The sequence below is a fragment of the Petrimonas sp. genome, assembly GCF_963921705.1.
Classification (GTDB): domain Bacteria; phylum Bacteroidota; class Bacteroidia; order Bacteroidales; family Dysgonomonadaceae; genus Petrimonas; species Petrimonas sulfuriphila.
Map to the genome: position 1 here is coordinate 3,084,952 of NZ_OY997410.1, position 26,620 is coordinate 3,111,571.

The 26,620-nt window shown below is 44.7% G+C and carries 25 protein-coding genes; 21 read left to right on the top strand and 4 right to left on the bottom strand.

Annotated features, from left to right (window positions below; translation table 11 throughout):
- Positions 1 to 119: 119 nt before the first annotated feature.
- The 9 genes from AACM02_RS12860 (at position 120) to AACM02_RS12900 (ending at position 8,404) form a co-directional block, all read left to right on the top strand.
- The gene (locus AACM02_RS12860; RefSeq protein ID WP_214063433.1) at positions 120 to 530 is read left to right on the top strand and encodes a SoxR reducing system RseC family protein; all 411 of its coding nucleotides are present in this window, start codon (positions 120 to 122) and stop codon (positions 528 to 530) included.
- A gap of 10 nt (positions 531 to 540) precedes the next feature.
- Positions 541 to 1,407: a Fe-S cluster domain-containing protein gene (locus AACM02_RS12865; RefSeq protein ID WP_339117190.1), complete on the top strand. Its 867-nt coding sequence runs from the start codon at positions 541 to 543 to the stop codon at positions 1,405 to 1,407.
- A 55-nt stretch (positions 1,408 to 1,462) separates the two neighbouring features.
- On the top strand, positions 1,463 to 2,794 hold the full coding sequence (gene rsxC, locus AACM02_RS12870; protein ID WP_339117191.1) for an electron transport complex subunit RsxC: 1,332 nt from the start codon (positions 1,463 to 1,465) through the stop codon (positions 2,792 to 2,794).
- Positions 2,795 to 2,888: 94 nt separating this feature from the next.
- Positions 2,889 to 3,854: an RnfABCDGE type electron transport complex subunit D gene (locus AACM02_RS12875; protein ID WP_339117192.1), complete on the top strand. Its 966-nt coding sequence runs from the start codon at positions 2,889 to 2,891 to the stop codon at positions 3,852 to 3,854.
- A complete protein-coding gene (locus AACM02_RS12880) occupies positions 3,847 to 4,503 on the top strand; it encodes an RnfABCDGE type electron transport complex subunit G (protein ID WP_339117193.1) in 657 nt (218 codons plus the stop codon). The genes AACM02_RS12875 and AACM02_RS12880 overlap by 8 nt, the downstream gene beginning before the upstream one ends.
- On the top strand, positions 4,496 to 5,083 hold the full coding sequence (locus AACM02_RS12885) for an RnfABCDGE type electron transport complex subunit E (protein WP_214063429.1): 588 nt from the start codon (positions 4,496 to 4,498) through the stop codon (positions 5,081 to 5,083). Before AACM02_RS12880 ends, AACM02_RS12885 begins: the two co-directional genes overlap by 8 nt.
- 60 nt (positions 5,084 to 5,143) lie before the next feature.
- Positions 5,144 to 5,728: an electron transport complex subunit RsxA gene (gene rsxA, locus AACM02_RS12890; protein WP_332456153.1), complete on the top strand. Its 585-nt coding sequence runs from the start codon at positions 5,144 to 5,146 to the stop codon at positions 5,726 to 5,728.
- 74 nt (positions 5,729 to 5,802) lie between these two features.
- Complete coding sequence (locus tag AACM02_RS12895; RefSeq protein WP_339117194.1) at positions 5,803 to 6,957, top strand: helix-turn-helix domain-containing protein; 1,155 nt, start codon at positions 5,803 to 5,805, stop codon at positions 6,955 to 6,957.
- A 142-nt stretch (positions 6,958 to 7,099) separates the two neighbouring features.
- The gene (locus tag AACM02_RS12900; RefSeq protein ID WP_339117195.1) at positions 7,100 to 8,404 is read left to right on the top strand and encodes a DUF6600 domain-containing protein; all 1,305 of its coding nucleotides are present in this window, start codon (positions 7,100 to 7,102) and stop codon (positions 8,402 to 8,404) included.
- A 77-nt stretch (positions 8,405 to 8,481) separates the two neighbouring features.
- Here the strand turns inward: AACM02_RS12900 and rny are convergent, their stop codons facing one another.
- The 3 genes from rny to AACM02_RS12915 all read right to left on the bottom strand — a co-directional run bounded on the left by rny (position 8,482) and on the right by AACM02_RS12915 (position 10,877).
- The gene (rny, locus tag AACM02_RS12905) at positions 8,482 to 10,011 is read right to left on the bottom strand and encodes a ribonuclease Y (protein WP_332456156.1); all 1,530 of its coding nucleotides are present in this window, start codon (positions 10,009 to 10,011) and stop codon (positions 8,482 to 8,484) included.
- A 182-nt stretch (positions 10,012 to 10,193) separates the two neighbouring features.
- Positions 10,194 to 10,493, bottom strand: coding sequence for a cell division protein ZapA (locus AACM02_RS12910; protein ID WP_332456157.1), 300 nt, complete (start codon positions 10,491 to 10,493; stop codon positions 10,194 to 10,196).
- A gap of 18 nt (positions 10,494 to 10,511) precedes the next feature.
- The gene (locus AACM02_RS12915; protein ID WP_332456158.1) at positions 10,512 to 10,877 is read right to left on the bottom strand and encodes a hypothetical protein; all 366 of its coding nucleotides are present in this window, start codon (positions 10,875 to 10,877) and stop codon (positions 10,512 to 10,514) included.
- A 229-nt stretch (positions 10,878 to 11,106) separates the two neighbouring features.
- On the opposite strand from AACM02_RS12915, the gene AACM02_RS12920 reads away from it, so the two are divergent.
- Positions 11,107 to 11,778: a phenylalanine--tRNA ligase beta subunit-related protein gene (locus AACM02_RS12920; protein ID WP_339117196.1), complete on the top strand. Its 672-nt coding sequence runs from the start codon at positions 11,107 to 11,109 to the stop codon at positions 11,776 to 11,778.
- Here AACM02_RS12920 and AACM02_RS12925 read toward each other — a convergent pair.
- Entirely contained in the window at positions 11,753 to 12,895 is a 1,143-nt protein-coding gene (locus tag AACM02_RS12925; protein WP_332456160.1) for a HAMP domain-containing sensor histidine kinase, read from the bottom strand. The genes AACM02_RS12920 and AACM02_RS12925 overlap by 26 nt on opposite strands.
- A gap of 159 nt (positions 12,896 to 13,054) precedes the next feature.
- Here AACM02_RS12925 and AACM02_RS12930 point away from each other — a divergent pair, with 159 nt between their 5' ends.
- The 11 genes from AACM02_RS12930 to AACM02_RS12980 all read left to right on the top strand — a co-directional run bounded on the left by AACM02_RS12930 (position 13,055) and on the right by AACM02_RS12980 (position 26,603).
- The gene (locus tag AACM02_RS12930) at positions 13,055 to 13,882 is read left to right on the top strand and encodes a sugar phosphate isomerase/epimerase (protein WP_332456161.1); all 828 of its coding nucleotides are present in this window, start codon (positions 13,055 to 13,057) and stop codon (positions 13,880 to 13,882) included.
- Positions 13,883 to 13,884: 2 nt separating this feature from the next.
- Positions 13,885 to 14,541: a rhomboid family intramembrane serine protease gene (locus AACM02_RS12935; RefSeq protein WP_339117197.1), complete on the top strand. Its 657-nt coding sequence runs from the start codon at positions 13,885 to 13,887 to the stop codon at positions 14,539 to 14,541.
- A gap of 60 nt (positions 14,542 to 14,601) precedes the next feature.
- Positions 14,602 to 15,171: an NUDIX hydrolase gene (locus AACM02_RS12940; protein WP_339117198.1), complete on the top strand. Its 570-nt coding sequence runs from the start codon at positions 14,602 to 14,604 to the stop codon at positions 15,169 to 15,171.
- Positions 15,168 to 15,875: an SAM-dependent methyltransferase gene (locus AACM02_RS12945; protein WP_339117199.1), complete on the top strand. Its 708-nt coding sequence runs from the start codon at positions 15,168 to 15,170 to the stop codon at positions 15,873 to 15,875. The genes AACM02_RS12940 and AACM02_RS12945 overlap by 4 nt, the downstream gene beginning before the upstream one ends.
- Positions 15,876 to 15,904: 29 nt before the next feature.
- On the top strand, positions 15,905 to 16,903 hold the full coding sequence (gene murB / locus AACM02_RS12950) for a UDP-N-acetylmuramate dehydrogenase (RefSeq protein WP_339117200.1): 999 nt from the start codon (positions 15,905 to 15,907) through the stop codon (positions 16,901 to 16,903).
- A gap of 88 nt (positions 16,904 to 16,991) precedes the next feature.
- On the top strand, positions 16,992 to 18,296 hold the full coding sequence (gene murA, locus AACM02_RS12955; protein WP_339117201.1) for a UDP-N-acetylglucosamine 1-carboxyvinyltransferase: 1,305 nt from the start codon (positions 16,992 to 16,994) through the stop codon (positions 18,294 to 18,296).
- Between the two features lie 214 nt (positions 18,297 to 18,510).
- A complete protein-coding gene (locus tag AACM02_RS12960) occupies positions 18,511 to 20,373 on the top strand; it encodes a 2-oxoacid:acceptor oxidoreductase subunit alpha (protein ID WP_339117202.1) in 1,863 nt (620 codons plus the stop codon).
- Positions 20,374 to 20,384: 11 nt separating this feature from the next.
- Positions 20,385 to 21,425 carry a 2-oxoacid:ferredoxin oxidoreductase subunit beta gene (locus tag AACM02_RS12965; RefSeq protein ID WP_332456167.1) on the top strand — a complete coding sequence of 347 codons (1,041 nt, stop codon included), beginning with the start codon at positions 20,385 to 20,387 and terminating at the stop codon, positions 21,423 to 21,425.
- 236 nt (positions 21,426 to 21,661) lie between these two features.
- Positions 21,662 to 24,382 (top strand): 2-oxoglutarate dehydrogenase E1 component, encoded by a 2,721-nt coding sequence (locus AACM02_RS12970; protein WP_339117203.1) that lies wholly within the window; start codon positions 21,662 to 21,664, stop codon positions 24,380 to 24,382.
- A 56-nt stretch (positions 24,383 to 24,438) separates the two neighbouring features.
- The gene (gene odhB, locus AACM02_RS12975) at positions 24,439 to 25,710 is read left to right on the top strand and encodes a 2-oxoglutarate dehydrogenase complex dihydrolipoyllysine-residue succinyltransferase (RefSeq protein WP_339117204.1); all 1,272 of its coding nucleotides are present in this window, start codon (positions 24,439 to 24,441) and stop codon (positions 25,708 to 25,710) included.
- Between the two features lie 146 nt (positions 25,711 to 25,856).
- The gene (locus AACM02_RS12980; protein WP_339117205.1) at positions 25,857 to 26,603 is read left to right on the top strand and encodes a GRP family sugar transporter; all 747 of its coding nucleotides are present in this window, start codon (positions 25,857 to 25,859) and stop codon (positions 26,601 to 26,603) included.
- Positions 26,604 to 26,620 lie beyond the last annotated feature (17 nt).

Here is a 26,620-nt window from a genome sequence, read left to right on the forward strand (position 1 = left end):
ATTTTTCTGAAGGAGAAAATATCTCAATCGTTAAATAACAGAAACAAGCAACAAAATCACAAAAATTATACCTAATTTTGCAGCGTCATTCTGGAAATAGATGACAGAAAGTCATTTTTATGATTGAACACCAGGGAATCATAACAAGTATATCGGACAAGAAAATATCCGTTAAAATCATACAACAATCGGCTTGCAGTACCTGTCATGCGAAAGGAGCATGTATGGCGGCAGACTCGAAGGAGAAAGTGGTAGAAGTGACGGATGTTACGGGGAAATATAAGATAAATGACCTTGTAATTATTGAGGGAAAAGAATCAATGGGCTATAAAGCGGTTTTGTGGGCTTTTGTTATTCCTGTTTTTATTCTTGTTCTGACAATAATACTTGCCACCTCTTTTTGGAAGTGGGGAGAAACGGAAGCCGCTACCGCTTCCATCCTTGCATTGGTGCCCTATTACCTGGTACTTTATTTTTTACGTCATAAAATGGCCAATTCTTTTAAATTTACTATCAAAAACTACCATTGATACTTAGAATATGAGTGTATTACTTTCTGCTGTAGCCACATTAGGAGCAATCGGAGCCGGAAGCGCCGCCATTCTCTATTTTGTGGGAAGAAAATTTCACGTGGAAGAGGATCCCCGTATCGAAGAGGTGCAGGAAGCGCTTCCTGCAGCCAATTGCGGGGGATGCGGCTTCCCGGGATGTGCCTCGTTTGCCAATGCTTGCGTGAAGGCCGAAACCATGGACGATCTGTACTGCCCTGTTGGCGGACAAGAAACAATGGACAAGGTTGCCGAAATATTGGGAAAAACGGTTGTCACCTCCGCAAAAAAGATTGCGGTTGTCAGGTGTAGCGGTTCGTGCGATGAACGTCCGCAGTTGAATTTATACGATGGGTCTTCCTACTGCGCCATTGCTGCAGCGCTTTACGGTGGAGACACCGGCTGCTCGTTCGGATGCCTGGGATTAGGCGATTGCGAAGAATCGTGCACGTTTGATGCCATCCATATCAATCCTATAACCCGGCTGCCCGAAGTGGTGGAGGACAAATGTACTGCCTGCGGAGCTTGCGTTAAAGCCTGCCCGAAAGACATTATCGAGTTGCGGAAGCAGGGCCCTAAATCGCGCCGTATTTATGTCAGTTGCGTAAACAAAGACAAAGGCGCTGTTGCCAGGAAAGCTTGTAATGTAGCTTGTATCGGTTGCTCCAAATGCCAACAGGCTTGTCCGTTTGAAGCCATTACGATCGAAAATAACCTGGCGTTCATCATCGATGACAAATGTCGTTTATGCCGTAAGTGCGTTCCGGTTTGTCCAACAAACTCGATATTGGAGCTCAACTTCCCGCCGAGGAAAGAAACACCTCCTGCTGTTAAGGAAGAAGCGACGGTAAACGCTTAATTCAAATAAAAAACTCATCCCAAAAAAGTTCTCATCAAGGAGATCCAGGAGTTCTATGTTAAAAACATTTCGTATCGGGGGAATCCACCCTAAAGAAAATAAATTTTCCGCCGGAAAAGCAATTCAACCCATTGCCATACCTGCACAAGTTATTATTCCGCTTACCCAGCACATTGGCGCTCCGTGCCAGCCTGTGGTTAAAAAAGGCGACAAAGTGAAAGTAGGGACCCTTATCGGAAAAACGGTAGGGTTTGTATCTGCAAACATTCACTCGTCTGTTTCGGGGACTGTACTTAAAATTGATAAAGCTCTTGACGTCAGCGGATATAAACGCGACGCCGTGTTTATTCAAGTTGAAGGTGATCAGTGGGAGGAAAAGATTGATTGTTCTGAAACTCTGGTAAAAGAATGTACACTTTCTTCAAAGGAAATTATCGACAAGATTTCCGAGGCTGGTGTAGTGGGTATGGGAGGTGCCACTTTTCCCACTCACGTAAAACTGATTCCACCACCAGGAACAAAAGCCGAAACACTTATCGTTAACGCCGTTGAATGTGAGCCTTATCTCACATCCGATCATCAGCTGATGATGGAGAGAACCGAAGAAATACTGGTAGGAACAACCATACTGATGAAAGCCATCAACGTGGACAAAGCGGTCATCGGTATCGAGAACAACAAAAAAGACGCTATCTCCAAATTCACTACTACAGCCAAATCGTACCCGGGAATTACCATACAACCGTTAAAGGTACAATATCCACAAGGCGGTGAAAAACAGCTGATCGATGCCGTTGTTCGTCGTCAGGTCCCTAGCGGCGCACTTCCCATTTCGGTAGGCGTGGTCGTGCAAAACGTGGGAACAGCTTTTGCCGTTTACGAAGCTGTCCAGAAAAACAAACCGCTCGTGGAGCGCATAGTCACCGTTACCGGAAAAGATGTCAAAAACCCGTGCAACGTGCTTGCCCGGGTGGGAATTCCCGTAAACAACCTGATCGATATAGCAGGCGGGTTGCCCGAAACAACCGGAAAAATAGTGTGTGGCGGCCCTATGATGGGAAAAGCCATTGCGAGTGTGGAAATTCCTGTAACCAAAGGTGCCTCGGGAATACTGATTATCCCCACGTTCGAGTCGAAACGAGACAGGATGAAAGACTGTATCCGTTGCACCAAGTGCATACATGTATGCCCGATGGGTTTAAATCCGACACTTTTAATGACTCTGACAGAATACAGTGAATGGGACAGGGCCGAAAAAGGGCGCATAACCGATTGTATCGAATGCGGCTCTTGCAGCTATACCTGTCCGTCCGACCGTCCTCTGCTCGACTATATCCGCCTGGGAAAAGGCAAGGTGATGGGGAACATCAGAGCAAGAAAAAACTGATTTCGGTTTTGTGATTTGAGAACGGCAAAAATTAGAACTAAATACTAACAAATAAATAATATTTCAATTCCCTTTCCGGGGATTCAGGGGTAATATGAACAACAAACTAATCGTCTCCCCTTCACCGCATGTGCACAGTGGAGACAGTATCGAAAAAAACATGTACGGCGTACTGATCGCACTTATCCCGGCGTTTCTGGTCGCAATATATGTGTTCCGACTGGATGCTTTGATAATCACGGCTCTGTCGGTATTATTCTGTGTGGGATTTGAATACCTCATTGCCAGGTTCATCCTGAAAACGGAGCCTTCGGTTTTCGATGGTTCTGCCATAATCACCGGTGTATTACTGGCATTCAACGTACCGTCCAACCTACCGGTGTGGATTTTGGCACTTGGGGCACTTTTTTCCATCGGTGTGGTAAAGATGTCGTTCGGCGGATTGGGAAACAATATCTTTAATCCTGCTATTGCAGGGCGTATCTTCCTGTTGATCTCCTTTCCGGCACAAATGACCACGTGGCCTACACCTAGTGTTGGCTCAACAACGGATGCAGTAACATCGGCAACCGTTTTATCAAACCTGAGATTCAATCCCGATTCATTGCCTGCAATAAAGGATATGTTCCTGGGGGTTGAAGGTGGGTCCATCGGGGAAATGAGCGCTTTGGCTCTTTTGTTGGGATTGGCGTATCTGTTTTGGAAAAAAATCATCACTTGGCACATCCCGGTATCGATTATCCTGTCGGTAGCCCTGTTTACGGGAATCTTGTATCTCTTTAATCCTATTCCGATGTTCAACCCGCTTATCCACTTGTTCTCAGGAGGGTTAATGCTGGGAGCCATCTTTATGGCAACCGATTACGTAACGTCGCCAATGACAAAGTCGGGGATGCTCATTTATGGCGTAGGCATCGGATTGATAACTGTTTCTATCCGATTGTGGGGTGCTTACCCGGAAGGGGTTTCATTTGCCATCTTGCTGATGAACGCTTTTACTCCGCTGATCAATAATTACACAACACCAAAAAGATTCGGGGAGGTAGTGAAAAATGGCTAAATTAAAATCTACATTCAAAAATATGTTCCTTTCGTTATCCATAATCAGTTTAGTGGTAGCGGTTTTACTGGCGCAAGTGAACAAAATGACTGCCAAACCCATAGCAGCAGCCAAGGCATTAAAATTAGAAAACGCAATAAAAGAAGTGGTTCCCGAATTCGACAATAATCCGGTTGAAGAAGCCTACAAAATGGCGACACCCAATGGCGACTCGTTATTGGTTTATCCTGCCAAAAAAGGTGACGAGGTTGTCGGTTTTGCTATAAACACTTATTCTAACAACGGATTCAGCGGAAATATACAGTTAATGGTGGGTTTTGACACCAAAGACAGGGTAGTCAATTACGCTGTTCTTTCGCACGCCGAAACTCCGGGACTGGGATCAAAGATGAATGACTGGTTTCGCGATACAGCCAGGCCCAATCAGGTTGTGGTTGGCAGAAACCTGTCGGAAGGAAATTTAAGTGTTTCAAAAGACGGCGGACAAATCGATGCCATCACCGCATCCACCATCACCTCGCGTGCTTTCCTGGAAGCCATAAACAGAGCATATATGGTTTATAAGAAAAGTGATGTTGATTCAAGTGCCACAAAACAAAACAAGCCTGACAGCAACCAGGAAGAGGAAGGAGGAGAGAGTCATGAATAATAACTTAAAAGTCATTGTAAACGGGCTTATTAAAGAGAACCCCACGTTTGTGCTTTTGTTGGGAATGTGCCCTACCCTGGCAACAACCAGTTCAGCAATCAACGGAATGAGTATGGGATTGGCAACCATGTTTGTGTTGATTTGTTCCAATGCAGCCATCTCTGCATTAAAAAACCTTATTCCCGATATGGTGCGCATTCCGGCATTCATTGTGGTAATTGCCGCTTTCGTAACAATGGTGGAGATGGTGATGAACGCCTACGTTCCAGCCTTAGCTGCGAGCCTGGGGATTTTCATTCCACTTATTGTGGTAAACTGTATAGTGCTAGGACGTGCTGAAGCGTTTGCGTCCAAAAACAACGTCTTGGCATCGTCTCTCGACGGTTTCGGTATTGGTCTGGGATTTACCCTGGCGCTCACATTGTTGGGCGCTATTCGTGAATTACTGGGAACCGGGAAAGTATTTTCCTTATCCATCTATCCGGAAAATTTTGGTTCACTCATCTTTGTGCTTGCACCGGGTGCGTTTATCGTACTGGGATTTCTGATCGCGGCGTTTAATAAGTTGCAGAAAAAGTAGAACTGGGTTGCCTATTGAAAAATTTCGCTGAGAACGCGAAACTCAAAACAAAAGAAGATTATGGAATACATCGGAATTATAATAGTTGCTATTTTTGTAAACAATATTGTTTACTCGCAATTTTTGGGAATCTGCCCTTTCCTGGGTGTGTCTAAAAAAATAGATACCGCCATCGGCATGGGCCTTGCCGTTACTTTTGTACTGACCATTTCCACCATTGTCACTTTCTTGCTGCAAAAAGGGATTCTCGATCCTTTCGGCCTGGGATACCTGCAAACCATCTCTTTTATTTTGGTTATTGCTGCTTTGGTACAAATGGTAGAAATTATATTGAAAAAGGTTTCGCCATCATTGTACCAGGCGTTAGGGGTTTTTCTGCCGTTAATCACCACCAACTGTGCTATTCTGGGTGTTGCAATTTTGGTTATTCAAAAAGATTTCAACCTGCTGCAATCGGTAGTATTTGCCATTGCTACTTCGCTCGGTTTTGCACTGGCCCTGATTATTTTCTCGGGTGTCCGGGAACAACTCTCCCTGACCAAAGTTCCAAAAGCCATGCAGGGTATTCCTATTGCCCTGATTACTGCCGGAATTATCGCAATGGCCTTTATGGGGTTCTCGGGGATTGACCAGGTATTTAAGTAAGAATTGCTCTTCTGATTATTAGTCCTCGAAAACAAGTTGTGGGGTTTTCTTACATTCTTTATCCAGCTTAAAAGATGCACTACCTGTTTTTAATCGCGGGATTCAACGCTATTTTTTTTGCATTGCTGCTTTTTCAGAAAAAGATGGCCAGGCACGACAAAATTCTTTTTTGTTGGCTGATTTACCTGGGTTTCTATACAGGTTTTTACGGGCTTTTCTCGCATAAGTTGTTTACCGCTTACCACCTGCTTTCGTCCTCTTTTGTTTCGCTGCTGATGCTGAACGGTCCTTTTTTGTACCTGTATATCTCCTCGCTTATTCAGCATAGCTTCAGGTTAAACACCGGAAGGCTACTGCATTTTCTCCCCTTTCTGCTGTTTAACCTGTACCTGCTTATCGCCTCTTTTTTTCCGGGCATCTCCGAAGGAATCCGGTTAGATCATGTGGAACATGCTTCCAAACCGCCTTTTCTTTTCAACCTTTTCTTAACACTGACGGTTTTATCCGGGCCTGTTTATTTTCTTTCATCCATTCAATTGTTCAAAAAACTGGATATTAATATCTTCAACAACTTCTCTTCCGACACAAACGTCAACCTCAATTGGCTCCGGAAACTTGTTTACTCTTTCGGAATTGTCTGGACGATGCTGATGGTTACAACAACCATTCATCACATCTTTCACCTGTTTTCACTGGCATTCTGTACCGATGGCATTTCTCTTTCTTTGTCCCTTTTTGTTATTCTAATCGGATATTTCGGATTAAAGCAAAAGGAAATCTTTCCGCAGGAAGTTATCGAAGAGAAAAACACCTACGTAACCGCCGATAAAAACAAGGAAAAATATGCAGGCATCCCTATGACCGAAGAGGAATTGAACGATTGTGCAGAAAAGATCAGTCATTTTGTGGAAACGGAAAAAGCGTACCTCAACCCCGACCTGTCACTTCCTCAATTGGCAGAAACACTTGATGTGCCTTCACACCACCTCTCACGGGTAATAAACGACCAATTCGGTGTGAATTTTTTCAACTTTATCAACAGGTACCGGATAGAAGAAGTAAAAGCTAAAATAGGCAATCCTGAATTTCAAAATTTATCCATACTTGGAATTGCCTACGATAGTGGATTCAACTCCAAATCGGCCTTCAATAGGGTTTTCAAGAAAATGGAAGGCATGACGCCATCAGAATACAGAAAGCAACTACCAAAATTACATCAGCCCGATTAAACAAAACTGCACACGATAATACTCATTTAATATGATACTTTATTGCCTTTTTGGAAAATAAATGCCAATCGTTAAACCATCCGTCGGATCATTTGTCTTAAAGGTAAACAAAACGATGTTTCACTCATTAACACTTACAGATATGAAAAAGTTAATAAACACCATCCTGATCGCCCTTGCAGCAACATTGCTTACATCCTGCATGGCTCTTCAAGGCGGGGCTTATGCTCAAAACGGTTACGACAGGGATTACGGTTATTACGACGATGATGACTATTACGGTGATGATGACTATTATTACGGTGATAACAACTACGATAACCGGGACGGAGTAAGCATTCAGGTTTTTTATAATACCCTGCGACCTCACGGCAGATGGATGAGACACAGCAGTTACGGTGAGATCTGGATACCACGAGTGGGACGCAATTTCCACCCCTATGCGACCAATGGATATTGGGTGATGACCAACTACGGAAACACCTGGGTATCCGATTTTTCCTGGGGCTGGGCACCTTTCCACTACGGACGGTGGTTCTACGATGACTACTACGGATGGGCCTGGATTCCCGGATATGAGTGGGCACCTGCCTGGGTAACTTGGAGAACTGGCGGCGGATACTACGGATGGGCTCCCATGGGTCCCAGGATGGGAATCAACATACACATCAATCTGCCTATAAACTACTGGGTTTTCTTACCGAACAGGTATATGTATCATAGAAACATGCACAGATACTATCCCGGAAGAAATTTCCACCACAACATTTACAACAAAACCACCATCATAAACAACACCTATGTTTACAACAACAACCGCTACTATAGCGGCCCCACCGCCAACGAATACCGCAGTACTACCGGAAGAAGCGTGAATGTACGCACATTGGAAACGAATGGACGTTCAGGCAGGACAGCGGTTAACGACAGATCTGTAAGCGTATACACCCCGGGGAACTCGAGGAGCGGCGGAGGCGGAAATGTTTCGAGATCGGGGAACACAAGCCCGGCAACAAGAGGAACGGTTAACTCCGGTGCACGCAGCAGCGAAGTAAACAGAAACGCAACCACAAGGACCGCAGGAACTTCAAATCGTGAAGCAATAAACAACCGCCCGGACAACAACCGGAATACTCCGGCCCGAAGCAGCAACTCAACCCGCGAAATAAACAATTCACGCTCATCAAACGGTGGTTCTTCGAGAACTGTAGCACCTCAGCAAACATCCAAAAGCCGGAATGCCAACGTAAGCAGAAGCAGCAGTTCGTCCTCTTCATCCAGAAGCAATGAAGCGACAGTAAGGTCACAACGCTCATCCGGTTCGAGTTCGAGAAGTAGCGCCGCAGTGAGATCGCAAAGCTCATCCAGCTCAAGGAACAGCGGGTCTGTAGCATCAACGAGAGACAATGAAAACAGCTCTACCAGGTCTTCTTCAGGACGCAGATAGCAGGTCTCAACATATAAATAACGAAAGCCGCTAAAATTAGCGGCTTTCGTAGTGTTTAGCGGTAACGCTAAACCGTTCTATTTCGCATAACTCACCGCTCTTGTTTCACGGATCACGGTAATTTTCACCTGGCCGGGATAAGTCATATCGGTTTGTATTTTCTTGGCAATTTCTGCGGATAATTTTTCCGTATCCTGATCATCGAGCTTGTCTGCTCCAACAATAACCCGTAATTCCCGGCCGGCCTGAATAGCATAAGTTTTCACCACACCTGGATACGAAAGCGCGAGGTTTTCCAGGTCGTTCAGTCGTTTCATGTACGCTTCCACTATTTCGTGCCTTGCACCGGGACGCGCCCCCGAAATAGCGTCACAAACCTGAACAATCGGTGCCAGGAGAGTAGTCATCTCCACCTCATCGTGGTGCGAGCCGATAGCGTTGCATATATCGGGTTTTTCCTTGTATTTCTCCGCCAGTTTCATTCCAATCATAGCGTGTGGCAGTTCCGGCTCATCATCCGGCACCTTACCAATATCGTGCAGTAATCCGGCACGTCTGGCTTTTTTGGGATTCAATCCAAGCTCAGCAGCCATAATGGCGCAAAGGTTAGCCGTCTCACGAGAGTGTTGAAGCAGATTTTGTCCGTAGGAGGAACGGTATTTCATTTTCCCGATCAAACGGATCAACTCGGGATGCATCCCATGGATTCCCAAATCAATAACCGTACGCTTACCGGTTTCAACGATCTCTTCCTCAATCTGTTTCTTCACTTTAGATACCACCTCCTCGATCCTTGCAGGATGAATACGTCCATCTGCAACAAGTTGATGGAGCGACAGGCGGGCAATTTCACGACGAACAGGGTCAAAACCCGATAAAACAATCGCCTCGGGAGTATCGTCCACAACAATTTCCACCCCCGTTGCGGCTTCCAACGCCCGGATATTTCGTCCCTCACGCCCGATAATACGCCCTTTTACTTCATCGGAATCGATATGAAAGACCGTAACAGCATTCTCAATTGCGGTTTCTGTCGCCACACGCTGGATACTTTGAACTACAATACGTTTAGCTTCTTTGTTTGCCGTCATTTTAGCCTCTTCCATAATCTCGTTGATGTACGATTGAGCGTTGGTCTTGGCCTCTTCCTTGACAGATTCAACCAAACGCTCCCTGGCTTCATCGGCCGAAAGTCCCGAAATTGTTTCCAACTGTTCAACAGACTGGCGATAAACTTTCTCCAGCTCAGCACTTTTCTTGTCCAACAGTTCTTGCTGATTCTCCAGATTAACACGAAGAGTGTCAATCTCGTTTCCTTTTTTACCCAGCTCTTCCTGCCGTTGATTCAACGACATTTCTCGTTGTTTCAACCGGTTTTCGGTAATTTGTATTTTCGATGTACGTGCATTGGCCTGCTTTTCAGCTTCAGCCTTCATCGAAATAATTTCCTCTTTAGCTTCCAGTAATTTATTTTTTCTGATTACCTCAGCATCTTTCTCGGCATCACTCAAAATATTCTGAGCACGCGAATTTGCTGCCTTACCGGTTAAGTACCAGGCAATAACTGCTCCGATAACTATTCCGATAACTCCTACAACTATTTCCATATTTCTGATTATTAATGATTTATAAAATCCCTGCCTTCAATTTATACAATCAAACACAAGAGATGGTTCTACTTTATTTTTATGTTGAATCTTGTTAAAAAAAATCGCACTGTCCACGGATTGATTAAAATCACCCGTGAAAAAGTGCGATGTGAGTTGGCCCTGACAATCAGGATTCTGTTCTATTTCTTTAGAAAAAGATCCAGTTCTTTTATCAGCGTACTGATTGTATCCTCATAGGGTTTCGTATTATTCTTACTTTCAATAGAAAAATTCTCCACCAATGCCTGTATAGCAGTCATAGCCATAAAGTCTTGTACGATTAAATCGGGATTTCCACCAAACTTAACCCTGTACTGATTGATCTTATTGTGTATTGTCTTGGCAGCTTTTCTGAAAGCTTCCTCTTCCGATTGTTTGATCTTCAGTGGATACTTCCGGCCGTCAATTTCCAACGTTAATAAAAACTTTTCGTCGCCCATAGCATAAATTTCCCGTTTTTAACTGTTCAATAAATTTATGCATTTATCAACTTCTCGCACTAATTTGGACAGCTTGTTTTTGGCAACTCTCACATCCACCGATGCCGCAGTAATGGTTCTTGCCGTTTTTAAACTATCGTATTTTGTTTTCAACTGATTAAGTTGCTCTGTTTTTTCAACTAACTGTTGTTGAATAACCTGTAAATCAGATTTTAGTCGAATATTCTCTTCTTTAAGAGTGTCGCACATGAACATCACCTGTCTCACACGAAACTCCAGATCAGTCAACAACTTTCTTTTCTCTTCAGTCATAGAAAAACAAAAACTCACGCAAATATAGTCATTGCTCTCATTTTTTACAACTTTTTGTAAGTTATTTTTCATAAATTCATTCCCTTGCGCTAAATACTGAAAAGTTTGGTGGAGATTTTGTAAATTTGTGATTCATTGACCTTCAAAAAGGTTTATATTTATTGCCTGGCACTGCGGTAACCAGGGGCCGGCATTATGCCTGTCTCATCTAACGGGCAACCCATAAAACATCCAGATATCTCATATTTAGTTGTATGAGGGGCAGCAGCTAATGCATACGAAAATTAAACAATAAATAAGAATGAGCGAGATCAAGATAACCGTCAGCGACGAAATTTTCCGGGCTTGTCCCGAGTTTTGCTTCTCTGCCATAATCTGCAGGGTAAAAAATTCCCCTCACAACGAAAAATTATGGAAAGAGGTGGAGGTATTTTCGACAGATTTCCGGGCAAGGTATAAAATGGAAGATATAAACAAAAGAAAAGCAATTTTTGCCACGCGACAGGCGTATAAAAATCTGGGAAAGGATCCTAACCGGTACCGGCCATCCGCAGAAGCATTGTGCAGACGGATAATTAAGGGTATAGATTTATATCCGATCGATACGTTGGTAGATCTGATAAATTTTGTTTCGCTGAAAACCGGATATTCCATCGGAGGGTTTGATTATGATAAAATTCAGGGTAATCTGGTTTTGGGCATTGGAACAGCCGGAGAAAAATTTGAAGCTATTGGCCGTGGTTTGTTAAACATCGAAGGATTGCCTGTCTACCGGGATGAAGTTGGGGGAATAGGCACACCTACCAGCGACGAAGAACGCACAAAAATAACCGGGGAAACAACCCGCCTGTTGATGATTATAAACGGATATTCCGGAAGAGAAGGCCTGGAGGAAGCAACAGACTTTTCAGTGGAATTGTTGAAAAAATATGCGGGGGCGGAAGAAATTATCCTTTCCTCAACAAAATCCTAAAGGTGGTCCCTTTTCCGATTTCTGACTGCTTAACAAAAATTTTTCCCTCGTGATAGTTCTCCACTATACGTTTGGCTAGGGATAACCCTAATCCCCATCCCCGCTCCTTGGTGGTGAATCCGGGCTGGAAAATACGGTTGAATTTCGATGTTGAAACGCCTTTTCCCGTGTCGGAGATATCAAGAAAGCAATGCCTCCCTTTTTCGCCCATTGAATAAGTAATAATGCCTTCTCCTCCCATTGCATCAACAGCGTTTTTAGTCAGGTTCTCGATTACCCAACTGAACAACGATTCATTCAGTTGTACCATTGTTGAAGATTCGGGAAAATCGAAAATCAACCGCACTTTATCGGATATCCGATTCTCGAGATAGGCAACCGATTGTTTTACTGCATCTTGCAAAGTCACAGGCTTTATGTCGGAAACAGATCCGATTTTCGAAAATCGTTCGGCAATGACCTCCAACCGATACACATCCTTACCCATTTCGTTTATCAAAGCAGGATCGAGCCCTTTCAGCTTTAAATACTCCGTCCACGCTATCAACGACGAGATAGGCGTTCCCAACTGATGAGCCGTCTCTTTCGACAATCCAGCCCATACCTTGTTCTGCTGTGCTTTTTGTGAGCTCATGAGAGCAAAAAAAGCTAACGCTATAAAAATAGAAATCACCAACAACTGTACATACGGATATATCTGCAACCGTTTAAGAATAAAAGAATCATCAAAATAAACAGACTGATTGAGTTCCTCAAGTTCAATGGGATCGTGTTTTACAGCAAACTCCCCTGTTTTTTTCAGCAAAAACCCTTGAGTGTCTTTTTCAGGTAGTTTTATGTTATTCGCAGAAAGTGTATTACTGGTTTTATCGTACAAGATTACAGGAATGGTCTTGTTACTTTGCAGAATCTGCAATACCAGATTCATGTCGCTGCTTTCATCGCTTTTGGATAACAACTCTGTTGCCGCAGCCCAGATCTCAACTTTATTCCTTTCCTCTTTGGCCAATCCTTTTACAAGCGTGTTCGAGAAGACAAGCGAAACAAGGGCAATCACAGTTGCAACAGCTATAAAAGCATATCTCACAGGTTGCCGGGATTCGAATAAAAAGTTCATCCGTTCATTTGCTTTAGTTGTTTACAAAGTAACGAAAAAAGGTTCGATTTATTGAATAAGCAATTATTTTATAACAAACTTCACTTTTTATTCGTGCTTCTCCATAAAATTTGTATTTTTGTGCACGAACACAGAAATACTTTTTTAATTTAACTCAAGATGAAGAAATTAGTTTTTTTGCTGACGGGAATTTTGGTTTCCCTGTTGATCCATGCACAACAACGACCCGACCCGCAACCGGCGCCGGACACATTCGAAAAATTTAAAGTGGGAATGGCCGGGTATACATTTGTAAAATTTGACTTGGACAAGACATTGGAAATCATGCAGAAATGCGATGTTCGCTACCTTTGCATCAAAGATTTTCATTTGCCGATGAACAGTACCGATGAACAGATTGCGGCTTTTCACGCCAAGCTGAAAGCCAAAAACGTGACCGGCTATGCTGTTGGCCCCATTTATATGCGGTCGCAGGAAGAAATTGACAAAGCGTTTGAGTATGCGAAACGTGTGGGAGTGAAAATGATCGTCGGGGTTCCCAACTATGATTTACTGCCTTACGTCGATAAAAAAGTGAAAGAGTACGATTTCAAGTATGCCATTCATCTTCACGGACCAGACATGCCCCTTTATCCCGACGCCGATGATGTCTGGAAGAACGTAAAAGATCTTGATCCACGCATCGGGATGTGTCTGGATATCGGCCATGACCGCCGTAATGGAAAAGATCCTGTGAAAGACCTGAAAAAATACCGGTCCCGAGTTTTTGATGTGCATATCAAGGATGTGACCGGAGCCACGAAACAAGGCTATTCCGTTGAAGTGGGCCGGGGAATACTGGATATTCCGGCGTTTGTAAAAATGCTCAGAAAAGTAGGATACGAAGGCGTTTGTAGCTTGGAGCACGAGCGTAACATGAATGATCCGTTTCTGGGCATTGCCGAATCCATCGGATATTTCCGTGGGGTAATAGCTGCCACAAAATAAATATGATCACGTTCCTAATAATCGGAATAACATCGGTATTCTCCATAGCTGCTTTCGGCAACTATACGATGATGGATAAATTCATTTTCAGGCCCACGGAAGCTGGTCGCGGACAATGGTATCGTTTCTTCACGTATGGTGTATTACACGCCGACTATACACACCTTATATTCAATATGTTCACGCTCTATTTTTTTGGCGGCGATATAGAGCGTGCTTTTAAAGCAACATTTGGAGGACAGACAGGAGTTTTCTATTACCTGCTGCTCTACGTAACCGCCCTGCCCGTATCCATTCTCCCCACTTACCTTAAACAGAAAAACAACAACAGTTACCGGGGACTGGGTGCGTCCGGGGCGGTTTCAGCAATAATTTTCGCATATATTCTCATAAACCCGATGAATTTCATGGGAGTCCTATTTATCCCGGTATGGCTACCCGCTTTCCTTTTCGGAACGTTTTTTTTGCTTATTTCTGTTTCACTTGACAAAAAGCAATCCAAAGGGATCAATCACTCGGCACACATAACCGGCGGTTTGTACGGAATAGCTTTTATGGTAACGGTTTTTATCGCATTTGCCAACATCAACCTGGTAAGCGAGTTTGCAGACAAAGTAAAAATCGATTCAATATACGATCTTATCCGGATAGGTTATTGATTCGTAAAATCACAACATGTATAAACATTTTTGGCTAATTTTGCAGGAAAATGTTCATCCATGAATTTGAAAAGCGACAACAAATCCCTGCATTGGAGAGTATTGGAAAGCGAATACCTGCATCAGGAACCCTGGTTAACGGTCAGAAAAGAGCAACTGCAATTGCCCAACGGAAATATCGCTCCCGAATATTACGTCTTGGAGTACGCCAATTGGGTAAATACGATTGCTATAACCCGCGAGAAAAAATTTGTACTGGTGAAGCAGTACAGGCATGGAATCAGACAGGTTTGCTACGAACTGTGTGCCGGGGTATGCGAAAACAGCGACCGGTCGCCACTCGAATCGGCAAAACGGGAGTTGATGGAAGAAACCGGCTACGGAAAAGGGAAATGGAGCGAATTTATCTGTGTTTCTCCCAATGCAAGCGCAAACACAAACCTCTCCTACTGTTTTATCGCTGAGGATGTGGAAAGGATAAATGACCAGGCACTAGAAGACTCCGAAGACCTTACGGTGCATCTTTTTTCTCTTGATGAAGTAAAAGAGTTGCTGATGAACGGAGAAATTATTCAGGCTACCATGGCTGCTCCTTTATGGAAATACATGGCTGTAAACAAGTTACTATGAAAGATGCCGCCTTATACCTGATTCCCACAACGCTGGGAGACACGCCGGTCAACCAGGTTTTACCATCGTACAACCTCCGGATCACTTCCGATTTACGCCATTTCATCGTAGAAAACGTACGAACAGCACGTAGATTTCTGAAGCAATGCAATCCTGAAATCGATATCGATTCCCTTGCTTTCTACGAGTTGAACGAACATACCGACCGGCATCGTATTTCAGCGTACCTGAAACCCATCCGGCAGGGAGAAAGTGTGGGAATTATCTCCGAAGCAGGCTGTCCGGCCATAGCCGATCCGGGAGCTGATGTAGTGGCTATTGCACAAAGCGAAAGAATAAAAGTTGTACCGCTGGTTGGCCCGTCATCCTTACTCATGGCGATGATGGCATCGGGATTCAACGGGCAAAGCTTTGCTTTTCACGGCTACCTGCCCATTGAATCCGGCGAGCGGATAAAAACACTTAAGAAACTGGAGAACAGGGTATATTCCGAAAATCAAACGCAGCTTTTTATCGAAACACCCTACCGCAACAAAAAGCTGGCAGAGGATATTTTACAGCACTGCAAACCTCAGACACTGTTATGTATCGCGATGAATATCTCCTGCGAGGATGAATACATTGCAACAAGACCGGTGAAGGCCTGGAAAGGCAATTTGCCCGATATGCACAAGAAACCGTGCGTATTTCTTATATACAGATAGGCGCTATAAGCAATAAACCCATAACCCGAATGAACATTCAACACGACATCCAACTTCAACCCTACAATTCTTTTAAAACAAAAGCGCTGGCTAAACTTTTCGCGCAACCGTCAACCATTACCGAATTGCAGGAAATTCTCTCCAGCTACAAAACCGAAAAGAAGTTGGTTATCGGAAGCGGATGCAACCTGTTTTTCACCCGAGATTTCGACGGGCTGATTATCAAACCCGAAATCCACGGCATCCGTGTTTTAGAGGAAAATGCCGATTGGGTAGAAATTGAAGCAGGGGCAGCGGAAGATTGGGACAACTTTGTGGAGTTCTGTGTTTCCCGCGGTTATTCGGGAGTGGAAAACCTATCGCTTATCCCCGGAACTGTAGGAGCGGCCCCCATACAAAACATCGGTGCTTACGGAGCCGAAGTAAAAGACGTAATCACGTACGTGAAAACAGTGGAAGCCTCAAGTGGCAAAATTGAAAGTTTCTCCAACACAGCATGCAATTTTTCCTATCGAAACAGCATCTTCAAGCAGACCCGTAAATTTGTGGTAACCTCGTCGGTTTTCAGGTTGCAAAAAGCATTTACGTATGTAGAAAAATATGCAGACCTGAACCTGGAACTGAAAAACAATTTCCACCCCTCTTTATCCCAGGTAAGGGAAACCATTATCCGGATCCGCACCCGCAAATTACCCAACCACCTTGAATTGCCTAACGCGGGGAGTTTCTTCAAAAATCCCATTTTATCAAAACCGCAAAAGGAAAAACTACTCACACTCCTACCCGATGCGCCAATATACAATATCGGAGACAACGGTTTTAAGACCTCGGCGGCATACCTTATCGAGAAAACGGGATGCAAAGGAAAACGGAAAGGCAACGTGGGCATTTACGAAGGTCACGCGCTGATTGTCGTGAATTACGGAACCGAAAACGGGGAGGAAATACTGAGTTTCGTTCAGGACATTCAAAACGAGGTACAATGTAAATTCCACATTATGCTGGAGCCGGAGGTCTGGATTTTTTAACGAAGGGCAGAAAGTGCCGGCCGTATTTTCCTAAACAACGATTATTTCAAAAGAAAACCCTAAATTTGCACAAATCGAAAATCAACGTATGTCATCATTTATTATCGAAGGCGGACACCGGCTAAAAGGCGAAATATTTCCTCAGGGAGCAAAAAACGAAGCATTACAGGTAATCTGCGCCACACTGCTTACCGATGAAGAGGTTGTTATTGAAAACATCCCCGATATCCTGGATGTGAACAACCTTATAGCATTGCTTAAAGATATGGGTGTGGAAGTGCAAAAATTAAGCCCGGACACCTATTCGTTCAGAGCTTCAGCTATTGATTTGGAGTTCACGAAGACCGAAGATTACATGAAAAAAATCGCCGCCCTGCGTGGTTCAATTATGATAATTGGCCCACTTTTGGCACGATTCGGGAAAGCGATCGTCCCCAAACCTGGAGGCGACAAAATCGGGCGGCGGCGTTTGGATACACATTTCAACGGAATCATGAAGCTGGGGGCCGAACTGGTTTTCGATGAAAAAAAACAACTTTTTTCCCTTTCCGCCAACCACCTGCGCGGGCAATACATCCTGCTGGAAGAGGCATCGGTTACCGGAACCGCTAACTTGCTGATGGCTGCCGTGTTTGCAGAAGGAGAAACCATTATCTATAATGCCGCCTGTGAACCTTATGTGGAGCAATTGAGCAAGATGCTGGTAAGGATGGGGGCAAAAATCGAAGGGATAGGTTCTAACCGGCTCACCGTAAAAGGAGTTACAAGACTGGGGGGTTGCCGCCACAAACTGCTGCCCGATATGATCGAGGTCGGCAGCTTTATTGGAATGGCAGCGATGACTGCTTCTGAAGTAACCATAAAGAACGCGTCGATAGAAAATCTGGGAATTATTCCCGAAAGTTTCCGCAGGTTGGGTATCACTGTTCAGCAACAGGGCGATGATTTATACATTCCGTCCCAGGAACATTACACCATCGAATCGTTTATAGACGGTTCCATCCTGACTATTGCCGATGCACCGTGGCCCGGCCTTACCCCTGACTTACTGAGCGTCATGCTTGTTGTTGCCACCAAAGCCGAAGGGTGCGTGCTGATCCACCAGAAAATGTTTGAGAGCCGCCTGTTTTTCGTAGACAAGCTTATCGATATGGGGGCTCAGATTATTTTATGTGACCCGCACCGGGCAACAGTTATCGGGTTAGGTGATCGATTCCGCCTTCGTGGGATGACCATGATCTCGCCCGATATCCGCGCCGGGATCTCGCTCCTTATTGCGGCGATGAGCGCCAAGGGCAAAAGCATCATTCATAATATCGACCAGATAGACCGGGGCTATCAGGATATTGACTTACGGTTGAATAAGCTGGGAGCAAATATTGAGAGGACATGAAACAGGAAGCTTGAAGTCTGTTAACACAAGGTAAGGCATCCGGCTAATTAATTTATAGAACGCAAAATTTGCTTTTTCCCCAACTCTTTTGTTACTTTGCACCGTATTATTATCAACGGAATTAACCTGTCAAAAGTTTAGAAACTTGTTTTTCAAAAACTCGATTGAAAAAACACACAAAGAAGTTAAAGATTTACAAATCAAGACATTTATTATGATTAATGAAACTGTAATTACAGATTTGAAGCAGGTAACGATACGGTTTTCCGGTGACTCGGGTGACGGGATGCAGTTAACCGGGACGTTATTTTCCACTTTGTCTGCCATTTTTGGAAATGAAATCGCCACTTTTCCCGATTATCCGGCAGAAATTCGCGCACCGCAAGGCACGTTAAACGGAGTTTCTGGTTTTCAGGTCCGTGTAGGATCGAAAGATATTTACAACGCGGGAGATAAAGCCGACGTATTGGTCGCGATGAACCCCGCTGCACTGAAAGTCAACCGCCAGCACTTGAAAAAAGGATCGATCGTCATTTTTGATACCGATTCCTTCACTCGAAAAGATCTGGAGAAAGCGCTCTTCAAAACAGAAGATCCTTTTGCAGAACTTAACCTCAAGGACGTTCAACCTATTCCGGTGGCCATCACATCGATGACCAAAGACTCACTGGCAGACAGCGGAATGGAAAACAAGGATATTTTACGAAGCAAGAACATGTTTTCGCTGGGCATCGTTTGCTGGCTCTTTAACCGGCCGATTGAGATTGCCGAACAACTGCTGAAAGACAAATTCAAGAAAAGGCCAAAACTGGTCGAAACCAATATAAAAGCATTAACAGACGGATATAACTACGGAAACAACATACACCTGACAGCTACCACCTACCGTATCGACACCGTAGAAACCGGAAAGGGTTTTTATACCGATATAAACGGAAATACTGCCACAGCATACGGACTAATCGCAGCCGCCGAAAAAGCCGGAGTAAAACTTTTTCTAGGTTCCTACCCCATCACGCCGGCCACCGATATCTTACAGGAACTCTCCGCAAGGAAAGACCTGGGCGTAAAAGCATTGCAGATGGAAGATGAAATTGCCGGAATCTGTACCGCCATCGGCGCCAGCTTTGCCGGAAGCCTGGGTGCAACCTCCACTTCAGGTCCGGGGTTGTCGCTCAAAAGCGAAGCACTTGGACTAGCGGTGATGACCGAGCTGCCGTTGGTTGTGGTTGATGTACAGCGTGGCGGTCCATCAACGGGAATGCCCACCAAGAGCGAACAAGCCGATTTGTTTCAGGCTCTGTACGGGAGAAACGGCGAAAGCCCCCTAGCGGTGATAGCGGCCACCACCCCCACCGATTGTTTCGACAGTGCCTACTGGGCATCGAAAATTGCCTTGGAACATATGACTCCGGTGGTTTTACTTACAGACGGGTATATTGCCAACGGTGCATCAACGTGGAAGATTCCAAACCTCGAAGAATACCCCACTATCACCCCTCCTTACGTTCAGAAGAACTTCAACGAAAGTGCCGAAAACTGGAAACCCTATCTCCGCGACGAAGAAACGCTGGTAAGGTACTGGGGTGTCCCGGGCACCGAAGGATACATGCACCGCATCGGAGGACTGGAAAAAGATTATTTCACGGGTGTGATATCGTCCAATCCCGAAAACCACCAACTGATGGTAGATACCCGTAAGGCAAAAATAAAAAAGATAGCCGACTTCATCCCCGAACAAGCGGTCATCGGCAATAAAGGTGCCGACACGCTTATCGTTGGATGGGGAGGAACTTACGGCCATTTGCTGGAAGTAATGATGCGCATTCAGGATAAAGACAGAAAAGTAGCCCTCGCGCACTTCAGGTTTATCAATCCGTTGCCACGCAACACGTACGATATTTTGAAGAAATACAAAACCATTATCGTTGCCGAGCAAAATACCGGCCATTTTGCTTCCTATTTACTGAGCCAGTTCGATGATATTAAGGTACACCGGTTCAATCGGGTGGAAGGACAACCTTTCAGCGTAAGTGAGCTGGTGGATGAGTTTATTAAAATTATGGGAGACAACTAAAAATTAAATGTATGGAAACAGCAACAGCAGAAAAAATACAAGCAAAATATACCCAAAAAGATTATAAAAGTGAAGTAAATGTACGTTGGTGTCCGGGTTGCGGAGACTTTGCCATTTTAAGCTGTGTGCATAAAGCCATGGCAGAACTGAACATCCATCCACACGAGACGGTGGTGGTCTCGGGGATTGGCTGTTCATCGCGTTTGCCCTACTACATGAACACCTACGGATTTCACGGGATTCACGGCCGTGCCGCAGCCATCGCCACCGGAGTGAAAGTATCCAACCCCAACCTGAATGTTTGGGTGGCAACCGGCGACGGCGATTCACTGGCAATCGGTGGAAACCATTTTATCCACACCGTCCGGAGAAATGTAGACATCAACATCATCTTGTTTAACAATAAGATTTATGGGCTTACCAAAGGACAGTACTCCCCCACTTCCGATCGTGGATTTGTATCCAAATCCTCGCCTTTCGGAACAGTGGAAGATCCTTTCCGTCCGTCAGAACTTTGTTTCGGAGCACGGGGGACATTCTTCGCCAGAGCCATTGACGTGGACATGAAGAACACCACCGAGATAATGGTAGCCGCAGCCAGACACAAAGGAACATCCGTGGTGGAAGTATTGCAGAACTGCATCATTTTCAACGATGGTATTCACAATAAGATTGCTGATCGCGCGTGGAAAGCCGAGAAAACAATTATGCTGAAACACGGCGAGAAAATGATTTTCGGACTTGAGAACAATCGGGGGATTGTCCTGGATGGATGGAACTTAAAAGCTGTTACTATCGGCGAAGAAGGATATACAATGGATGATATTCTGGTTCACGATGCCTCCTCTACTGACAATGCATTACACATTAAGCTCAGCCTGATGGGTTACGACAATGATCTCCCGGTGGCGTTGGGCGTTATCCGCTCAGTGGATTCGCCATCATACGAAGCCGAATACGAGAATCAGATTGCCGAAGTACAGAAGAAAGCAGCCAAAAAGTCATTTACCGATTTTCTGATGAGCTCTTCCCATATCTGGGAAATGAAATAACAAAACAAAAGGGCGTTGTAGAATAAATGGGGCAATTTCAAAAAGAGATTGCCTCATTTTTTTTCAGTTTTTTTCACTCCGATAGAAAATTTATCACAGCGTATCAACCTCATGTAAGGGTAGCGTTTTGCACAATCCGGTTTGACTTAAACTGCTTTTCTAAACAAAATTGTTGCAAAGCGTGAACAAAATCATCATCTTTACAGTTTGAATAAATTAACTACAACAACTGATCGATGGATACCCGCAAAGAGTTAAATTTTATGGATATTGGAGCCATAGAAGAATTGTATAAACAGTATATGGAAAATCCGGAAAGTGTCGATGAAAGCTTTCGTTTTTTCTTTCAGGGTTTTGATTTAGCCACCAGGCATTTCCCTGCCAAGCCACAGGAAATAAAGGGGGATGTCGGAGTTTCCACCAAGGAAATAGCCGTAATGAACCTCATTACCGGATACAGGCGCCGGGGACACCTGTTTACCAAAACCAATCCGGTCCGTTCGCGTCGTCAATATTCACCTACACTCGATCTGGATAATTTCAATCTTTCTGAAAGCGATCTGGACAAGGAATTTGAAGCCGGGAAAGAGATCGGAATCGGCAGAGCAACCTTGAGAGAAATTGTCGAACATTTAAGTGAGACCTATTGTAAATCCATCGGCGTGGAATACCGTTACATGACGAAACCGGAAATCGTGCAATGGTTACAACAAAAAATGGAAAGCAGCAGAAACCAGGAAACCCTTCCCAACGAAAAAAAACTGCACATCCTCAACAACCTGATCGAAGCATCGGGGTTTGAAGATTATATGCACAGAAAGTACGTGGGGCAAAAACGGTTTTCGCTGGAAGGCTCGGAAACTATTATTCCAGCCCTGGACGCCATCGTTTCTCACGGAGGATCGTACGACGTAAACGATATTGTAATAGGAATGGCCCACCGGGGAAGGCTCAACGTACTGACAAATATCATGAAAAAGCCGTACTCCCAGGTTTTTCGCGGGTTTACCGCTGAAAACTACGAAGAAGAGATAAAGTACGGCGACGTAAAATATCACCTGGGGTATAACAATACTATCGATTACGAGGGACGAAAAATTTCCGTCAGCCTGGCACCCAACCCTTCCCACCTGGAAGCAGTAGGTCCTGTGGTGGAAGGAATTGCCAAAGCCAAGTTGGAACAGGAACATGATTTTCAATACAATCAGGTGTTACCCATTTTGATACACGGTGATGCCGCCATTGCCGGACAAGGAGTTGTTTACGAGACCATCCAGTTCTCAAAACTGGACGGATACAAAACAGGAGGAACCATCCATATCGTAATAAACAACCAGGTGGGGTTCACCACCAACTACCTGCAAGGACGCTCCAGCACCTACTGTACCGACGTTGCCAAAGTAACCCAGTCGCCTGTTTTCCATGTAAACGGAGACGACGTGGAAGCCATGGTCTTTGTCGCAAAGTTGGCACTGGAGTTCCGTCAGAAATTCAATATCGACGTGTTTATCGATCTACTTTCGTACCGAAAATACGGGCACAACGAAGGTGACGAACCCCGTTTTACGCAACCCAAGTTATACGACATCATTGCTAAACATAAGAATCCGCGTGAAATTTATGCCGGGAAACTAATCAGCCAGGGAGTACTCACCCAACTGGAATACGAAACCCGGGTGGCAGACTTCCACAAGGTGCTGGATCAGGCATATGAAACTGCCAACGAAAGCACGCAATTGAATATCCAACTTTTTCTTGAAGAAAAATACAAGGGTATAAGGTTTCCCAAAGCAGAGGATTTCGAGACCATTGCCAATACCAAAATATCGAAAGAGATGTTTCTGGAATTAGCCGAAAAGATAACGTCATTGCCGAAGGACAAGCACTTCTACAACAAAACCGTCCGGCTGTTTTCACAAAGAGCCGGCATGATTAAAGACGATTCATACGATTGGGCGATGGGCGAATTGATGGCTTATGCATCGCTGGCAAAGGAAAATTATCCCGTTCGGTTGAGCGGACAGGATTCCGAGCGGGGAACTTTCTCGCACCGTCATGCTGAAATCATAACCGAAGACGGTGAAGAAAAATACTTTCCACTGAAGAACTTAGGCGGTGAGCACGCCATGGTGCGTGTGTACAATTCACCACTCAACGAATACGGAGTGCTGGGTTTTGAATACGGATATTCACTCGCTAATCCTTTCGGGTTAACTATCTGGGAAGCTCAGTTTGGAGACTTTTTTAACGTAGGGCAGGTAATCGTGGATCAATATATTTCTGCCGCACAGGAAAAGTGGGGCGTGAAATCGGGTTTGGTGATGTTTCTGCCACACGGATACGAAGGACAGGGAGCCGAGCATTCGAGCGGAAGAATTGAACGTTTTTTGAACCTGTGTGCCAACTTTAACATGCAAGTGGTTAACCCTACAACGCCGGCTAATCATTTTCATGCCATCCGCCGCCAATTGCATCGCGATATCCGGGTTCCTTTGATCGCATTTACACCGAAAAGCTTGTTGCGCCATCCCGACTGTACATCGACCATCGCTGATTTTACCGAGGGGCATTTCCTGGAAATAATTGCCGACAACAGCCTAAAATCCCTGTCGAAAGCAACCAAACTGCTGTTGTGTTCGGGTAAAATCTATTACGAACTGGATGCTGCACGCAAAGAAGCTAATGCAGACCACCTTTCCATTATCCGTATTGAGCAACTCTATCCCTTCCCCGAAAAGCAACTCCAAAAGATTCTGAAAAATTACAGCAAAGATATAAAGCTTGTCTGGGTGCAGGAAGAGCCACTGAACATGGGTGCTGCCCTGTTTGTTAAACACTGGATCGGTGACCGCAGCCTGCAGATCATCAGCCGTCCTTCAAGTGGCGTAACAGCAGAAGGCTTAACGGCTTTACACAAGATACATCAGGCAGAAATTATTAAGGAAGCAATACAATAAATGCAATCTGGATTCGCTTTTATTCTGAAAAACTATTGAATAACAACCGAGGTATTATGGCAATAATAGAAATAAGGGTACCCAGCCCTGGAGAATCGATAACGCACGTCGAGCTTTATAAATGGCTCGTTGCAGACGGAGCAGTAGTTAAGAAAGACACGGAAATAGCCGAGTTGGAATCGGAAAAGGCAACACTGACATTGGTAGCCGACGAATCGGGAAAAATATCGTTGAAAGCTTCGGAGGGTGATAGCCTGGAAGTCGGTTCCGTAGCATGCACCATTGATACGTCCGTTCAACCCGAAGCAGATGTGGAAACCGAAGAGAAGAAACAGACAACAGCTCCCGCTGACACGGAAAAGAAAGAAATCAAACCCGAACCTGCCAAAACAGAAAGTCGGAAGCCGGAAGCAAAAGCCACAACGGATGATTACGGAAATGTAAAAGTGACCCCATTAGCCAAACGGGTAATGGAAGAAAACGACCTGTCGTTGGAAGACGTCATAAGTGGCCTTCGCCGGTTGAAACGCTCCGATGTGGAAGCAGTACTGGCAGCAAGCGGCGTAAGCTCCGTAAGCGGATTAAAAAAACCGGCAAGCCGCGAATCCAGAATCGACAGGATGAGTTCGTTACGCCGAAAGTTGAGCGAACGCCTGGTTTCCGTAAAAAACGAAACAGCCATGCTTACTACGTTCAACGAAGTAAATATGAAGCCGATTATGGATTTGCGAAAAAATTATCAGGACAGATTCGTTGAGAAACACGGAATCAAATTGGGTATGATGTCGTTTTTCCTGAAAGCCTGTTCCATAGCGCTGCAGGAATTTCCGAGTGTAAATTCGATGATGGAAGGTGAAAACATGACCACTTACGACTATGCCGATATTTCGGTAGCGGTAAGCACACCCAAAGGACTAATGGTTCCCGTGATCCGGAACGTGGAAAGCATGGGGCTGTCCGAAATAGAAAAAGCCATTGCAGAGGTTGCCGATAAAGCCCGCAAGGGGAAGTTGTCTATCCCCGAAATGACAGGCGGAACGTTCACGATAACTAACGGCGGTGTTTTCGGGTCAATGATGTCTACCCCTATCATTAATCCCCCTCAATCTGCCATCTTGGGGATGCACAATATCTTGGACCGCCCGGTGGTGGTAGAAGGGCAGATTGTCGTACGGCCGATGATGTACGTAGCACTGTCTTACGACCATCGCGTGATTGACGGACGCGAGTCGGTGGGTTTCCTGGTGCGGGTCAAGCAGCTGCTCGAAAACCCAACCGATATGCTCTTTGGGAAAAGCAGCGGAGAGAAAGAGTTGCTGGAACTGTGAGTCTCAACAAGACAAAAAGGACTCGACCCGAATGGCCGAAACCCTTTCAATTACGATAGCGGTAATATTAAGGATATTTTCCAACCCGCTGGCAAAAAGGGAGCCATCCGCTGGTTGTTAACTTTCTCACTTATTTTCTGCTATCGGTGGTTTGTGGCATTTCGCTGTTTTTTTTACGAATATCCCATCTCAACCACGATTTCTGGATCTATTCGATACTCGGAGGGATAGCAGGAGCATTGGGAAACGGATTTCTGGTAAAGGCGCTTCACCTGGGCGATTTATCGGTACTGGGACCCATTAATTCCTATAAATCCATTGTTGGGATTATTGCCGGAATATTCCTGCTCTCAGAAATCCCTAACATTTGGGGAATCCTGGGCATAGCATTGATAATTTACGGGAGCTACTTTGTTTTAGACACGACCGATGAGAAATTCTCGTGGAGATTGCTGAAACGTCCCGAGATCCAATTCAGAATTTGGGCAATGATTCTTACCGCTATCGAAGCCGTTTTTATTAAAAAAGTAATACTGGCATCATCAACCACTGTGGCATTCATGAGTTGGTGCCTGTTTGGTGCTTTGTTTTCGTTTATCGCACTGTTTTTCTGCAAACTGAACCTCAAAGCAGAACTCAGCAAGACAATGAAATTTAATTATGCAAGTAAGTTCTTGCTGTTAGCAGGATGCGTAGGGACAATGCAACTTACGACAAACTACACTTTTGACCACATGCCTGTCGGTTATGCATTATCGCTGTTTCAGCTTTCTGTCATAATAAGTATTTTGTTCGGATATAAATTTTTCCGGGAAAAAGAGATTGGAAAGAAAATCGCCGGATCCATTATTATGATCATGGGGTCAACACTGATCATCTTACTTAAAAATTAAAAATCACCCTTACCCGA

Excerpts from the sequence above, each read along its gene's own strand:
- AACM02_RS12860 (WP_214063433.1), top strand. The coding sequence starts at position 120 with ATGATTGAACACCAGGGAATCATAACAAGTATATCGGACAAGAAAATA.
- AACM02_RS12865 (WP_339117190.1), top strand. The coding sequence starts at position 541 with ATGAGTGTATTACTTTCTGCTGTAGCCACATTAGGAGCAATCGGAGCC.
- rsxC (WP_339117191.1), top strand. The coding sequence starts at position 1,463 with ATGTTAAAAACATTTCGTATCGGGGGAATCCACCCTAAAGAAAATAAA.
- AACM02_RS12875 (WP_339117192.1), top strand. The coding sequence starts at position 2,889 with ATGAACAACAAACTAATCGTCTCCCCTTCACCGCATGTGCACAGTGGA.
- AACM02_RS12880 (WP_339117193.1), top strand. The coding sequence starts at position 3,847 with ATGGCTAAATTAAAATCTACATTCAAAAATATGTTCCTTTCGTTATCC.
- AACM02_RS12885 (WP_214063429.1), top strand. The coding sequence starts at position 4,496 with ATGAATAATAACTTAAAAGTCATTGTAAACGGGCTTATTAAAGAGAAC.
- rsxA (WP_332456153.1), top strand. The coding sequence starts at position 5,144 with ATGGAATACATCGGAATTATAATAGTTGCTATTTTTGTAAACAATATT.
- AACM02_RS12895 (WP_339117194.1), top strand. The coding sequence starts at position 5,803 with ATGCACTACCTGTTTTTAATCGCGGGATTCAACGCTATTTTTTTTGCA.
- AACM02_RS12900 (WP_339117195.1), top strand. The coding sequence starts at position 7,100 with ATGAAAAAGTTAATAAACACCATCCTGATCGCCCTTGCAGCAACATTG.
- rny (WP_332456156.1), bottom strand. The coding sequence starts at position 10,011 with ATGGAAATAGTTGTAGGAGTTATCGGAATAGTTATCGGAGCAGTTATT.
- AACM02_RS12910 (WP_332456157.1), bottom strand. The coding sequence starts at position 10,493 with ATGGGCGACGAAAAGTTTTTATTAACGTTGGAAATTGACGGCCGGAAG.
- AACM02_RS12915 (WP_332456158.1), bottom strand. The coding sequence starts at position 10,877 with ATGAAAAATAACTTACAAAAAGTTGTAAAAAATGAGAGCAATGACTAT.
- AACM02_RS12920 (WP_339117196.1), top strand. The coding sequence starts at position 11,107 with ATGAGCGAGATCAAGATAACCGTCAGCGACGAAATTTTCCGGGCTTGT.
- AACM02_RS12925 (WP_332456160.1), bottom strand. The coding sequence starts at position 12,895 with ATGAACTTTTTATTCGAATCCCGGCAACCTGTGAGATATGCTTTTATA.
- AACM02_RS12930 (WP_332456161.1), top strand. The coding sequence starts at position 13,055 with ATGAAGAAATTAGTTTTTTTGCTGACGGGAATTTTGGTTTCCCTGTTG.
- AACM02_RS12935 (WP_339117197.1), top strand. The coding sequence starts at position 13,885 with ATGATCACGTTCCTAATAATCGGAATAACATCGGTATTCTCCATAGCT.
- AACM02_RS12940 (WP_339117198.1), top strand. The coding sequence starts at position 14,602 with ATGAATTTGAAAAGCGACAACAAATCCCTGCATTGGAGAGTATTGGAA.
- AACM02_RS12945 (WP_339117199.1), top strand. The coding sequence starts at position 15,168 with ATGAAAGATGCCGCCTTATACCTGATTCCCACAACGCTGGGAGACACG.
- murB (WP_339117200.1), top strand. The coding sequence starts at position 15,905 with ATGAACATTCAACACGACATCCAACTTCAACCCTACAATTCTTTTAAA.
- murA (WP_339117201.1), top strand. The coding sequence starts at position 16,992 with ATGTCATCATTTATTATCGAAGGCGGACACCGGCTAAAAGGCGAAATA.
- AACM02_RS12960 (WP_339117202.1), top strand. The coding sequence starts at position 18,511 with ATGATTAATGAAACTGTAATTACAGATTTGAAGCAGGTAACGATACGG.
- AACM02_RS12965 (WP_332456167.1), top strand. The coding sequence starts at position 20,385 with ATGGAAACAGCAACAGCAGAAAAAATACAAGCAAAATATACCCAAAAA.
- AACM02_RS12970 (WP_339117203.1), top strand. The coding sequence starts at position 21,662 with ATGGATACCCGCAAAGAGTTAAATTTTATGGATATTGGAGCCATAGAA.
- odhB (WP_339117204.1), top strand. The coding sequence starts at position 24,439 with ATGGCAATAATAGAAATAAGGGTACCCAGCCCTGGAGAATCGATAACG.